General features: G+C 53.9%; 15 protein-coding genes. 14 read left to right on the forward strand and 1 reads right to left on the reverse strand.

What is annotated here, in order from left to right:
* Positions 1–6: 6 nt before the first annotated feature.
* The 14 genes from ACTG27_RS18775 to ACTG27_RS18840 all read left to right on the forward strand — a co-directional run bounded on the left by ACTG27_RS18775 (position 7) and on the right by ACTG27_RS18840 (position 11,986).
* Positions 7–405 carry a rod-binding protein gene (locus ACTG27_RS18775; RefSeq protein WP_019444809.1) on the forward strand — a complete coding sequence of 133 codons (399 nt, stop codon included), beginning with the start codon at positions 7–9 and terminating at the stop codon, positions 403–405.
* Complete coding sequence (lfgK, locus tag ACTG27_RS18780; RefSeq protein WP_439980168.1) at positions 405–1,748, forward strand: lateral flagellar hook-associated protein LfgK; 1,344 nt, start codon at positions 405–407, stop codon at positions 1,746–1,748. Before ACTG27_RS18775 ends, lfgK begins: the two co-directional genes overlap by 1 nt.
* 11 nt (positions 1,749–1,759) lie before the next feature.
* The gene (lfgL, locus tag ACTG27_RS18785; protein ID WP_368149913.1) at positions 1,760–2,659 is read left to right on the forward strand and encodes a lateral flagellar hook-associated protein LfgL; all 900 of its coding nucleotides are present in this window, start codon (positions 1,760–1,762) and stop codon (positions 2,657–2,659) included.
* Positions 2,660–2,673: 14 nt separating this feature from the next.
* A complete protein-coding gene (locus ACTG27_RS18790) occupies positions 2,674–3,681 on the forward strand; it encodes a hypothetical protein (protein WP_368149914.1) in 1,008 nt (335 codons plus the stop codon).
* Positions 3,682–3,932: 251 nt separating this feature from the next.
* Positions 3,933–5,081, forward strand: coding sequence for a flagellin N-terminal helical domain-containing protein (locus ACTG27_RS18795; protein ID WP_362775096.1), 1,149 nt, complete (start codon positions 3,933–3,935; stop codon positions 5,079–5,081).
* Positions 5,082–5,202: 121 nt separating this feature from the next.
* On the forward strand, positions 5,203–6,489 hold the full coding sequence (gene lafB, locus ACTG27_RS18800; RefSeq protein ID WP_374884854.1) for a lateral flagellar capping protein LafB: 1,287 nt from the start codon (positions 5,203–5,205) through the stop codon (positions 6,487–6,489).
* A 49-nt stretch (positions 6,490–6,538) separates the two neighbouring features.
* Positions 6,539–6,931, forward strand: a complete 393-nt coding sequence (gene lafC / locus ACTG27_RS18805) for a lateral flagellar export chaperone LafC (protein ID WP_005336195.1) — start codon at positions 6,539–6,541, stop codon at positions 6,929–6,931.
* A 59-nt stretch (positions 6,932–6,990) separates the two neighbouring features.
* On the forward strand, positions 6,991–7,392 hold the full coding sequence (locus ACTG27_RS18810; RefSeq protein ID WP_234921483.1) for a LafX: 402 nt from the start codon (positions 6,991–6,993) through the stop codon (positions 7,390–7,392).
* 47 nt (positions 7,393–7,439) lie between these two features.
* Entirely contained in the window at positions 7,440–8,465 is a 1,026-nt protein-coding gene (locus tag ACTG27_RS18815; RefSeq protein ID WP_368149916.1) for a flagellar hook-length control protein FliK, read from the forward strand.
* 71 nt (positions 8,466–8,536) lie between these two features.
* On the forward strand, positions 8,537–8,959 hold the full coding sequence (lafF, locus tag ACTG27_RS18820; protein ID WP_272868844.1) for a lateral flagellar basal body-associated protein LafF: 423 nt from the start codon (positions 8,537–8,539) through the stop codon (positions 8,957–8,959).
* 7 nt (positions 8,960–8,966) lie between these two features.
* Complete coding sequence (lafS, locus tag ACTG27_RS18825) at positions 8,967–9,683, forward strand: lateral flagellar system RNA polymerase sigma factor LafS (protein ID WP_047438672.1); 717 nt, start codon at positions 8,967–8,969, stop codon at positions 9,681–9,683.
* Between the two features lie 50 nt (positions 9,684–9,733).
* Positions 9,734–10,591, forward strand: coding sequence for a lateral flagellar motor stator protein LafT (gene lafT / locus ACTG27_RS18830; RefSeq protein WP_019444796.1), 858 nt, complete (start codon positions 9,734–9,736; stop codon positions 10,589–10,591).
* Complete coding sequence (lafU, locus tag ACTG27_RS18835) at positions 10,591–11,538, forward strand: lateral flagellar motor protein LafU (RefSeq protein ID WP_439980170.1); 948 nt, start codon at positions 10,591–10,593, stop codon at positions 11,536–11,538. Before lafT ends, lafU begins: the two co-directional genes overlap by 1 nt.
* Entirely contained in the window at positions 11,525–11,986 is a 462-nt protein-coding gene (locus tag ACTG27_RS18840) for a hypothetical protein (RefSeq protein WP_115521595.1), read from the forward strand. The genes lafU and ACTG27_RS18840 overlap by 14 nt, the downstream gene beginning before the upstream one ends.
* Here ACTG27_RS18840 and ACTG27_RS18845 read toward each other — a convergent pair.
* Positions 11,919–12,926: a lytic transglycosylase domain-containing protein gene (locus ACTG27_RS18845; RefSeq protein WP_439980171.1), complete on the reverse strand. Its 1,008-nt coding sequence runs from the start codon at positions 12,924–12,926 to the stop codon at positions 11,919–11,921. The genes ACTG27_RS18840 and ACTG27_RS18845 overlap by 68 nt on opposite strands.
* Positions 12,927–12,979 lie beyond the last annotated feature (53 nt).

Raw genomic sequence — 12,979 nt, forward strand, 5'->3', positions numbered from 1 at the left:
ATTATCATGACCAGAATTAGCTCGGATCCCGGTTTTTATCAGGATCTCAATGAATTGCAGCAAATCAAAAGCAACCCGGATCAGCGTGCCGCGCTGGATGCTGCAGCCGGTCAGTTTGAAGTCAGTTTTTTGCAAACCGTGCTCAAACATATGCGCTCGGCGACGGATGCCCTGCAGGATGAGGACGACAAGATTATCAAGGGGCAATCCCTCTATCGCGATATGTATGACAGCCAGTTGGCGATGAGCATGGTCAAGCGAGGTGGCATAGGTCTGCGGGAGCAGATGGTCAACCAGCTGGCTCCGTCATTAAAGAATCCGGACGGGGTGGTCGCTTCAGAGCAGCAGACCCTGGCTGCGTTCAGCCAGCCTCTCAACTCGGTAAAAATGAAGAAGGTTGACTGATGTCACTGCTCAATATCGGCGCCAGCGGACTAAATGCAGCCCAGATTGCATTGAACCTGACCGCCCAGAATATCGCGAACGTCAATACCATCGGGTATAGCCGTCAGGAAGCCATGATGGGCAGTCTGTCCGGTTTCGGGCGGTTGGATAATGGTGCCGGTGTCGAGGTGACAGGGGTACGCAGGGTAACGGATGACTATCTGGTTGCTCAACACTGGCGTAGCCGTTCGGCCACCGGTTCTTCTTATGCCTTTCATCAATACATCAATACGGCAGAGCAGTTGCTGGGCAGTGAGTCGATGAATATCGCAAAAGGGCTCGACAGCTTTTTTGCCTCGCTCAGTGCTGCGCTCGACAGTCCAGAAACCCCGGCACAGCGCAGCCAGATCGTCAGCTCGGCTGGGGCCCTCGCCAACCGCTTTACCCAGCTGGGCGAGAGCCTGGTCACCCAGGAAAAACAGATCGACGATCAGTTGAGCAGCACTGTTTCCCAAGTGAACAGCTACCTTTCACAACTGGCCGAATTGAATGTCCAGATTGGCGATCAAGCCGCCAAGGGAGTCAATACCTCAGCGCTGGAAGATAGTCGCGAACAGGTTGTTCGTGAGTTGTCGACCTATATGGAAGTGCGGGTTAATCGTCAGAGTGACGGCGCTTTCGCGATCAGCCTGCCGCAAGGACAGCCGCTGGTGTTGGGAGGAAGCAGCAGTACTCTCGCGCTTGCTGGCGATAAACTCAGCCTCGCTTTCGGTGGTCAGACGTTTGAAGTTCCTAAATTGCATGGTGGTTCGCTGGCGGGTGTGATGGATTATCGCACCACAGTATTGCGGCCGACCAGAGAGGCGTTGAATCAGATAGCGGGCAAGCTGGCAGAGGATTTCAATGCCAAACAGGCCGGTGGCTTTGACCTTCATGGAGTAACCGGGAAACCGCTATTCGCTTTTGACGAAACAAAAGATATCCATGGTAACTACATCAATGCGTTGGGAACATTGCGGGTGGCTGATGGTTTTACCGGAGACAATCTTGCTTTTGCCAAGGCAGGTGGCGGCAAGGGCGATAACCGCAACTTGCAGGACCTGCTGACGATAAAAAATGGCCAATACGATGCCTATAGTGCCCTGCTTGGCAAGATGGCGGTGCAGAGCGGGCAGGCGAAAGCGAGCATGCAGGCCGATGCCAATATGGAAAAACAGATGGCGGCCAAGCTGAGCAGTGTCAGCGGTGTGAATACCGATGAGGAGGGGGTGAAAGTCATGGCTTACACCAAGGCTTATCAGGCCAATGCCAAGGTGATCAGCACCTCGGAACAACTCTTCAATTCCATTCTGAATATGTTCTGAGGAGGGTGACCATGCGCATCAGTACCAACCAGATCCAGCTCAGCATGCTAGACAACTTGCAGCATGGCTTCGGTGAATATGCCCGGCTCGATCGCCAAATCTCCACGCAAAAACGCATCCTTCAGCCCTCTGATGATCCTGTTGGCAGTGTGCAACTGCTGGGCTTGCAGAAAGAGCAGGTGGCGATGGCGCAGTACCAGAAAAATATTGCCAATGCCAAGAGCCAGCTCTCTCAGGGGGAACTGCAGTTTGAAACCATGACCAACATGCTGATGCGGTTGCGGGAGTTGACCCAGACTGCTGCAACAGGCTCTTTGTCGGATGCGGATCGCAAAGCGGTGGCCAGTGAGGTCGCCATTATCAAGGATGGTCTGCTGGATCTGGCCAATGCACGTAACGAGAGTGGCTCCAGCCTCTTTACCGGTAGCAAGGTTGATCAGACTGCATTGGTAAAGCAGGCTAGTGGTGACTACAGCTACCAGGGGGACAATCTGGTGCGTGAGGTCAGTATTGCCAACGGCGTCACTGTGGGCTTGAACCAGACGGCTGACCAGCTGTTTCTGCAGCCTGACGATTTTTTCAAACGACTCGATAGCATGGTGAAGGCAATTAATGACGCAGCACCTGACGCCGTCGATCAAGCCCGAGCCATGCTCGGCCGCAGCCAGACGCTGCAAGATAGTATCAGCCAGGCGGTGAGCACGATTGGTGCCCGGATCAATCTGCTGGATCAGATTGACGAGAGCCATGCCGAGAAAGGTGTCTATAGCAAGGAAGTGAGTAACCAGATAGAGTCGCTGGATTATGCCGAGGCCGCGACCCGACAGGCCCATGTCCTGATGGCATTACAGGTGCAACAGCAAGCTTTTGCCAAGGTTAATGGCCTTAGCCTGTTCAACTACATGCCGTAACGAGTGAAGGAGTCATGATGCAGATCCAGCAAACCCGTCTTGGGGGCGTTGCCGAGGCGCAGGCAAAGCCCAAGTTGCAGGGCCGCGCAACTGCACAGGCTCACACTCCGGAAAATCGAAAGCAGAACGAGCGCCACCCCAATATTATCCGGATGGATAGATGGGCCCTGATCGGCGCAGCGCAACAACGCATTGCTCATGCTCAGGGTGGGGAACAGGCACTCAATCAGGTTTGGGGTGAATTGAAGCGGCTGGAACGCCAGTTGGGTCAGCGTGAGCTGGCTAGCAGTGACGTTGCCAACCGCTTAAAAATGCTGGAAGAGAAAGTCACCCAACCAAGAGGCCCTTTGACTGACGATCTCAAGCCCAGACTTCTTGCGTCACCTCAGGAGCTACGCACCCGGTTCAGTGCCGAGCATCTGGATTTATTAAGCGCCAAAAATAGCACTGAGCGACTGGTGTTTTCTTTCCCCCAAAGCAGTAGTGCGGTGGAGGTGACCATCCCGGCCGGAGCGCGAGAGGGGGAGGTCGCAACCATACTCGATCGGGCGCTGCGTAAAGAGCATATCCGGGCTCGGCTGAATGAGTTAGGCAAGCTGGAGCTCTCTGTCGCTGAACCCCATCGTCGCAAACTGGATGAGCCGGTACTGATCCGGGGCGAGGGGATTCGTATCCCGGCTGGCAACCCGATCCCGGTGCAGTTCAAGCCCAGGGCCGGAGCGCTGACTCACATGGCCGAAGGGATTGCCAAAGGGGAGATCCGTCAGGAGCGGCAGCGGCTGCAAAAAGTACTTGGCGAGATTGAGCAATCGGTTCGGGAGTTGAAACAGTTTCGCCAGAAGATGGTGCTGCAACTGGACAAGGTCAAGGCTCGCAGTCAGAACCTGAAACAGGAGGAGCTGGCACAGTTGCAATCCTCTCTGGCAGCTCGCCTCTCACAAGGCGGTTATATGGGCACCATGTCCGGTCTGCTGGCGCAGGCCAATGTCACTCGTCAAGGGGTGGTTGCGTTACTCACTTGATAGCGCTGAGCTGTCTCCTTGTAAAAAACCGCACAAGCTGACTTGTGCGGTTTTTTTATCTCTGTGATGCCCTCTTGTGCCAGTGACGGCGCTGTCTGCTCGCGGGCCCACTGTTTCGCATCCGAACGTGGGGGGCCAAGAGAAACTGCTGTTCAGCAAAAAAAGATTTAATTTTCACGACGCCGTGGTCGTTCTTCATTGGGGTCAACCCAAACGCTGCCTGTGGCAGCATCTATTTCGAGGAAACGAAAATGAGTCTGTCAATCCACACCAACTTTGCCGCCATGGTCACCCAGAATCAGCTGGCTTCAACCAACAAGCTGGCCAGCACTGCCATGCAGCGTCTGGGTACCGGTATGCGCATCAACTCTGCTGCTGACGATGCTGCTGGTCTGCAAATCGCCACCCGTCTGCAATCCCAGTCCAACAGCCAGAAGACCGGTATGCGCAACGCCCAGGATGCCATCTCCATGATGCAGACTGCCGAAGGTGCCATGGACGAGATGACCAATATCGTTCAGCGCATGAAGGATCTGGCCACTCAGGCCGCCAACGGCACCAGCAGCGATAAAGATATTGCCGCCATGAATGCCGAATTTGGTGAGCTGACCAAAGAGCTGAAAAATATCGCTGGCAATACCACCTTTGGTGGTGAAAACCTGTTGGATAGTACCAATGGCAAATTTGCCAAGGGTAAAGTGACTTTCCAGATTGGCGGCACTGATAAAGAAACACTTACCGTAGATATTGGTGAAACACTGAAGAAAGTTGTCGGTGGAGCCCCAATGAGTAAAGTTGATCAAGATGCTTTAGCTGCAATTGCCGCTCCTACAAAAGCTGTAGAAGATGCAAAGTTGGCGCTACAGGCAGAAAAAGATAAATATGCTCCTCTCAAGAAAACAGAAGATGACGCTAAACGCCTTTATGATGCTGACCCAGCCAAAAAAGGTGATTGGGAGACAGCAAAAAAAGCAGCTGATGCTCAAAACGGAGTTGTTGTTACTAAACAAATTGATGTCGAAGATAAGCAAAAAGCACTAAATAATGTAAGTGCTGCTGCTATGACCGCAGGTTCTGGTCTGGACTCAGGCACTTTGACTCTTGGTCTGCAAAGCCAAGAGCATGCCCAGAAAGCCATCGGTGAGCTGGAATCCTTTATGCAGGATATCACCAGCGTACGTTCCGCTTTCGGTGCCAATATCAACCGTCTGGAGCACACCGTTAACAACCTCTCCAACATGAAAGAGAACACCGATATCGCCAAGGGGCGCATCATGGATGCCGATTTCGCCACCGAAAGCACCAACATGACCAAGAACCAGATGCTGATGCAAGCTGGCATGTCTGTGCTGGGTCAGGCAAACCAGATGACTGGTATGGTCACCGGTCTGCTGCGTTAATCGCTATAAGGGCCGCCACCTGTGTGGCGGCCTCTTTTCTTCCCCTTGCCGGTTGAAAAGTGCTGGTGTAACAGCCTTTTTCAACAAGCAAGTCTTGCCCTGATACCGAAGGAGTTGATATATGCAGGTCGATCCCGCTTCAGCCGCGATGAACATGGTGACCAATGAGCGCAAGAACATGGACAAGCTGCTCAAGGGGCAGCTGGCCAATGTCAAGGCGCAGCAGAGTTCGCTGTCATCCATTAACTCCAAGCTCTCCAGCTTTCAGACTCTGCTGAAAGATATGAACAAGCCAGCGACGTTGCAGGCCCAGAAAGCCAGCCTCTCGCAAGAGGGGATCATGACGGTCACCAGCAATGGCAAGGCGACCCCGGGGCAATATAACTTTGAGGTCAAGCAACTGGCACAGGCCCATCAGTTCGGGGTGCAACTGGCAGATGAAAAGGCGCCATTGCCAACCTCCGGCAAAGTGTCGTTCACCCTTGATGGCAAGGCGTTTGCTATCGACTTGGCGACCTTGCCTGCGGGTGCGACAGCCCAGAGTCTGGTTTCTGCGATAAATGATTCGGCGGATAACCCAGGGGTTAAGGCAAGCCTGATCCGCACGGATGGCAAGGTTAACCTGGTGCTGACCAGCAAAGAGAGCGGAGTAGCCAAGGTGTTTACCCCCACCTATGATGGCGACCCGGCTTCAGCCTTCGGCAAGGCTTTTATCGATGGCAAGGTGATCACCCCGGGTCAGGACTCCATCATCAAGATGGGGGTTGGCGACGGTGCGCTGGAGATCAAATCGCCGACCAACAAAATTGAAAACGTAGTTGAAGGGCTGACGCTGGATCTCACCAAGGTGCAAAAGCCAACCGATGGCCCGATGCAGGTGACAGTGGCTTATGACAATGAAGCCGTCACCGGCTCATTGAAGAAATTTGTTGATAGTTACAATGAGTTGCTGGATCTGTTGAACAAAGAGACATCCACCGATATCAAGGCGAAAGGCGTACTGGCTTCTGATGCCACGGTGCGAGGTTTGAAAGGTGCGCTGGCCAACGCGGTTCGCAATCTTCCTGCTGGCATGACCCTGACTCAGCTTGGTATCAAAACCGAGAAATCGGGCAAGTTGGCGTTTAGTGACTCGGATTTCAAAAAGTCGCTCGAGAAGGACCCTGAACTGCTGGGCAAGGCGCTGATGGGGGATGACGGTTTGCTCAAGCGGATGAGCAAGGTGCTCGATCCTTTCTCCAAGACTAATGGTGTGATGGCCACTCGCAAGAGCACATTGGAAGCCAATCAAAAGCGACTTGATGATAAAATGGAGTCGCTGAATAAACGGATGGAGTCTGTTTACAAGCGTTACCTCAATCAATTCACCACCATGAACCAGATGATGCAGACCATGGGAGCACTTTAAGCTTTTCCCCTGGATGAACTGGTTTTGAACCTGCAATAGCGAGTGACCCATGTTTGAATCCGAAGATGGCTACGACGCCTATCGATTTGCTGCCACAGAAGCCAAGGCGGCCAGTGCCGATCCATATCAGTTGGTATTGATGTTGATGGATGGCTTGCTTGACGAGATAGCCAGAGCCGAAGGGCATATCTTGGCCAAACAGTTTGAGCGCAAAGGGTTGGCCATCAACAAGTGTCTGCAGATCCTGGGGGGGCTGGACAGTGCGCTTGATATGAATAAGGGGGGCGAACTGGCGGTTAATCTGCATCGTCTTTATGACTACTGTGGTCAAAAATTGTTCGAAATCAGCGTTTCCAACAATGTTGAGGGGTTCGCCGAAGTGCGCAAAATCCTGCAAGAGCTGAAAGAGGGTTGGGAAGCAATGGCGCGTCATCCTCGTTAATACGGAAGTAGTACTTCCTTCCTCTCTGTTCTTTCTCACGCCCAACATATTGAAATTTCTTGGTTCTCGGTCTGGCCCACTCCTTGCTTGTGGGCTGGTTCATCTTCTTTTTGGGGCTCGTCATGTCAGGTATTGCTCCCGTGTTGCGTGAGACCGAACTGCAGACTCGCCAGCGTCAGTTATTGGGGTTGGGTACGCTCTTGCTGCAACAAGCGCAAGCTGGCCAGTGGGATGCAGTCAGGCTAACCGATGGACGTTTTGCACAATTTGTCTCTCAAGTTAGCCGGAATCCCCAACTCTGGGCTGCGTTGCAACCAGCAAGAGATAAAGCCCGAATTTTGTATCGACAGGCATTGCAACTCTGCGAGCAGGAGACCCAGGTTCGTAAACAGGAGTGGCAGCAGCTTTCTTCGATTCGTGAAGGCTTGACCGCCTACGGTGAGACAGAGCAATGGGATTGATTCAATTTAGCGGTTTTGACGCTGCGTATTTGCCGGATGTCACGGCCTTGAACCGTTTGTCCGGCCAAGCCGGCAGTGAAGGGGAGTTATATCAACCGCTGGATGAGGCGGTTGACCCTCTGGTTGCATTGCCCTTGCCCGAGCTGGCTGCCAGCGATGTTGCGGTAGAGGAAAAAGAGAACGAACAGCCAAGGATGGAAGGCGACCCGGCTGAACAGCTGCAAGCGTTTACCAATATGCCTCCTCTCTTTGTCAGAGTGAGTGATGCCGATCTTGATGGTTTTCGTGTGAGCCGTACTTTTTCCCGAGCTGAAGGTAGCACCGGTGGCCAGCAGGTGGTGGTGGATAACAAATTGCCGCCCTCTCTTCGTGCATTGATGGGGAGTGCGACCACGCTGCCCGAGCAAGAGGTGATGCCGCGTCGTGAAACGGTCTCTGCTGCTGCAGAACAGGCGCTTTCTACGTTGCTTGCCAAATCAAATGGGCAAACCGGTGTATTGCCCGGCCGCTTCACCTTGCCGATTATGGCCGCCGGTCTCGATGCTGGAAATGTGCCTGATACCGCTGCGGTAGAAAACAGGTTGCCAGATGCTCGCCAGCTGGCAGTTGGACAACTCGCCGCTGCACCGCTGCGTCCGGTCGACTATCAATGGGCACCTGTCCGGTTGTCAGACAACCAGAGCCAGTGGGGACAGCAGCTGGTTAGCCTGCTTCAGGACAAGGTTGAACTGCAGGTCAATCAACAGGTGAAACAGGCCCACATCCGGCTGGATCCGCCAGAGCTCGGGCGACTGGAGTTGACCGTCAAGCTCGATGGTGACCGGCTCAATGTCCAGTTGAACGTGACCAATCCGGCGGTGCGCGATGCGATGATCCAGTCGATGGAGCGCTTGCGCATGAGTTTGGCCCCCCATCATGCCGGCGGGGTCGAGGTCAATGTGGGGCAGGGTGGCGAACAGGGACAGCAGGAGCGGTGGCAACAGGAGAAGATCCTGGCTGGCCGCCGCCAGTGGCAGGATGATCCGGATTCCCAATGGGATACGGTGCACGACTGGCTCAATACACTGGTCTGATTTTTAACCCGTAACAGCGAGAGTGGTTTTACATTATGCGTCGTGTCATGAAGTGGTTGATGATATTCGTCATGGCTCTGTGTCTGTTGGCCATACTGGCCTATGGCGCATGGCTTAAGCGCGATGTGGTCGAAGTCTGGCTCGGATTGGCAGAGCCAAGGCCCGAGCTGAGCAGCACTCCGCTGTTCAAGCCGATGGAGCGCTTTGTTATCAGTCTGGAAGGGGGTGAACAGTCTCATTATCTGGTGCTGGAGCTGGCACTGGTGACCTACAACCCGGCGCAGGTTGCCAAGCTGGATGAACTGACGCCACTGATCCGCAATGCCATGGTGCAGTATTTCAGCCACCGCTCCCATGATGACGTAAAAGTCGAGCTGCAGAATATTTCCAAGTTGCAAGTCTCTCTGCGCGACAAGCTGGTCACTACGGTACAGGGATATGGCTATAAGCCCTATCTTGATGAAGTGCTGATCACCAAGGTACTGGTACAGTAGCCACGATATGACTGATTCCGTTTGGGATGCTCAACAAGAGTTTGCCGATACTCCGCAACTTCCTCGCACGGGAGAGCCTGCTATTCTTGCTCGCTATCTACCCTTGGTGAAGCGAGCCGCCAGCCATCTGCGCAGCCAGGTCAGTGCCTGTTTTGATCAGGAGGACATGGAGCAGGTGGGAATGATGGGATTGCTGGAGGCGTGGCGCCGTTATGGCAGCGAGCCCGATGCCCAGTTTGAAAGTTATGCCTTCAAACGGATTCGTGGCGCCATGCTCGATGAGTTGCGCCGTCTGGATTGGCGACCCCGCCAACTGCGACAGCAGGTACACGGCCATAATCAGGCGCAGCGTGAACTGCACAATCGTTTGGGGCGCCCCCCCTCAGAGCAAGAACTTGCTGCTGCGCTCGACTGTTCGGTGGATGAGGTGCGTCAGTTGTCCTACGCCAGCCAGGCTGAAGCGCTGCAGAGTCTGGAAGAGTGGCTGGAGAATGGCGGCAAAGCTCCGACCACAGAGTCTGATGATGTCGATATGGCGATGACCATCAGCAAGGTGTTGGCCACTCTGGATAAACGCGAGCAGTTATTGCTTTCCCTCTATTACCAGCAAGAGCTCAATATGAAAGAGATCGCGCTGGTGCTTGGATTAACCGAATCCCGGGTTTGTCAGCTGCACAAACAATGTGTACTTCAGCTAAAGCAGCGATTGGTCGACTCCATATAGTAGTGCTTCACCTTTACTGGTGACCCTTCTTGTATCGTGCGGGAACATTCATGCAAAAACAGATTGGCATCGGCGTCATATTAGTGTGCGTGCTGGGTGGCTTCATGATGGCCGGGGGAAACCTCGCAGCCTTGTGGCAGCCAGCCGAGCTCATCATCATCATCGGCGCAGCGGTAGGCTCCATGTTTCTGGGCAACTCGAAAGAGGTGATGCATGAAATGTGGCGGCAGATAAAGATGTGCTTCAAAGCGAATAAAGAAGAGAAAGAGGTCTATCGTGAGCTGTTGACTCTGATGCATCAACTGCTTGAAGAGACACGCAACAAGGGTATGAAGGCGCTCGACGAGCATATTGAAAATCCCCAGCAGAGCTCGGTTTTCTTGATGTATCCCCAGATTTCGGAAGATCCCCAACTGCTTGGTTTCATTATCGATAACCTGCGTCTGCTCGGAATGGGCAAGATCACACCCCATGAACTGGATACCGTGCTGGAGCAGGAGATCATGGCCATTGAAGAGGACATGCTCAAGCCTGCTCATGCCTTGCACAAAACCGGCGAGGCCTGCCCGGGCTTCGGCATTCTTGCTGCGGTGATGGGGATCATCATCACCATGCAGCAACTGGACGGCCCCCTGAGCAATATCGGTGTCCATGTGGCGGCGGCGCTGGTAGGCACCTTTATCGGTATTTTCCTCTGCTACTGCTTGCTGGAGCCAATCAGCAATGCCATGGAAGAGATGGTCAAGCGCCGTATCGGCCTGTTGATGTGCATCAAGTCGATCCTGATTGCCCAGTTGCGTGGCAAGACACCGCTGCTTGCCGTCGATTCGGGTCGCAAGATCCTGGAACCTGAAGTCAAACCAAGCTTCCTTGAGCTGGAAGATTGGGTGACCAACAGGGCGATGTAATGCGCAATCACGAACAGATTATCGTCAAGCGCCAGCAGCGTCGTAACAGCGGTCCCAAAGGGGGCGGCGCCTGGAAGGTGGCATTTGCCGACTTCACGTTGGCCATGATGGCTTTCTTCATGGTGCTCTGGATCCTGGCTGTGTCCAATCAGGAGGAGCGGGAAGTCGTTGCCAGCCGCCTGCGGGACTACAGCATCATGGACAGTGAGGCCAACCCGTTTGATATTCGCAACAGCCCCTATCCTGCCGATCTCGGTGGCAATCCCTCCGTGATTGATGAGTTGAACCCCAAGTTCGATCAGCAGGGTCAGCTGATGCCAAAGCATATGGACCGTAATCAGAGCATTTTTTCTGACGGTCCGGGCGGTGGATATGAAAAGCTGTTGATAGGCAAGCTTGAGGGGGAAGCCCAGATGAAGCAGCTGGCCAGCTTTATCGACCATCTTGCTGAGCAGATGCAGGCGAAGAATAACCTCGAGATTCAAATTGTTCCCCAAGGATTGCGGATCCTGATCCGTGATGACGCGGATCGGGAAATGTATAGCCGCGGCAGTGCCCGTATTAGCCCTTTCTTTCGCCATATGTTGATGGCGCTGGCCCCCATATTCCAGCGTATCGAGAATCGGGTCATGATTTCTGGCCATACCGACAGCACACCGTTTGCCGGTGACAACTACAGCAACTGGGAGCTATCGTCAGACCGCGCCATGATGGCAAGACGGGTGTTGCTGGCGGGAGGCATGCCACCTGAACGGGTCGGGCAGGTTGTCGCGATGGCCGATACCATGCTGGAAGATACCCGCAATCCACAAAGCAGCCGTAATCGGCGCATTGAATTGCTGGTCATGACAACCCAGGCAGAAACTAATCTGGAGCAACTTTTCAGCTCCCAAACGCAAGCGGCAACCAGCCATGCCAAGGAGATGATTTCCCATGGACGACCCTGAGATCGAGTTTCCGCTGCATACCTCGCACAATGATCCACGCAGAAAAGTACCGCGCTGGTATCTGCATGATGGAACAACGCCTTTCGAGTCACAGAGTTGTGGTATTGCGGCCAGATTGCTGATTTCCGGATTGCTGTTTGACAAGAGCATTGGCCGCGCTGTGATCAAAGACATAGGTCCGGGCGGGGTCGGTTTCCTTGCTCCTGCTCGATTTGAATTACCCGAAACGGTGACACTCTCCCTGTTGCCGCGAATTGCGCTGGATTGCAACATCACTCATCGTCGCGCTATTGGTCGGCAGCTCTGCTTTTATGGTGCTCGCTGGTCATATCCGGAAGAGGTCGATTTGGCTCCGGTACTGAGCCATTGGCGCCACTGTTTCATGGTGCCGCAATCAGCGGCCGCTTCTGCTGAATCCCAAGAGGATCAGGCAAGCGTTCCAGCCTGATCTCGCCTCGACTCATATCAAGCCCCCTGGCAGCTTTCAGCAACAGGGGGTCATGCAGACTGTCCAGTGAGACCGCTTTGACAATGGCGGTCGCCCCTTTCTTCCGGTTGGCGGTGGGGGCCTTGCCCTTGCTATAGACGATCGGACAATTGGTTATCCCTTGCGCGACAGGGAGTTGCCAGGCCGGATTCCAGCGGCTGGCGTCATTCATTGACACGCCCTTTGCCTGAGCCCACGCGGGCAGTGAGCAGCCGTTCGGATGACGGAATATTTGCAAATCATTGCCGCTGTGCCATGGCGGAAGTTGAAACTGATAGCTGTCAGCCATATCAAGCAGTCTTGCCAGCGCAACAAAGCGCGCGACATAAAAGCGTGTTTCAGTCGGAAGCTCCAGTTCCCATATATTACGTGTCCCCGCTTTTAAAACCGCATTGAGTACCCGCCCTTCTCCTGCGTTGTAGGCGGCCAAAGCAAGCAGCCAGTCATTGCCAAAGAAGCGATACAGCCATGCCAGATAGGAAAGGGCAGCCTCTGTCGACAATGGCAGTGAATAGCGGCCATCAAATTCGCTGGTGATGGGAATGGCAAATCGGGTGGCGGTATCTGGCATCAGCTGCCAAGGGCCTGCGGCGCCAGCAGAAGAGACCACATCCAATCGGTAACTGCTTTCCAGTAAAGGAACAAAGGCAAGCAAGGGCGGCAGTTTGCGTTCGTGAACCTGTTCCGCGACCCAGCGAATAACGGGCTGTGTCTCCGCAAGACGTTGTTGGAGATAAGGGCGCTGCTTCAGCAAGAATTGCTGCTGCTGGCTGACCAAGTCGACCCCTTTTCCCTGGATCGGGATTGGGAAACCAGCTTGCCAGTGATAATTGTGATATGCATGGCAAGATGTTGATATCATTAACATCCCACTCATTAGCAAAAAAACGAGCTGGGTCATGGTGCAATTGTTGAGCAAGGATCGCGCAATAATAAAAACATGATATATCTCAA

The sequence above is a fragment of the Aeromonas sp. 97A genome, from assembly GCF_051919185.1.
In the GTDB taxonomy this organism is placed as follows: Bacteria; Pseudomonadota; Gammaproteobacteria; order Enterobacterales; family Aeromonadaceae; genus Aeromonas; species Aeromonas veronii.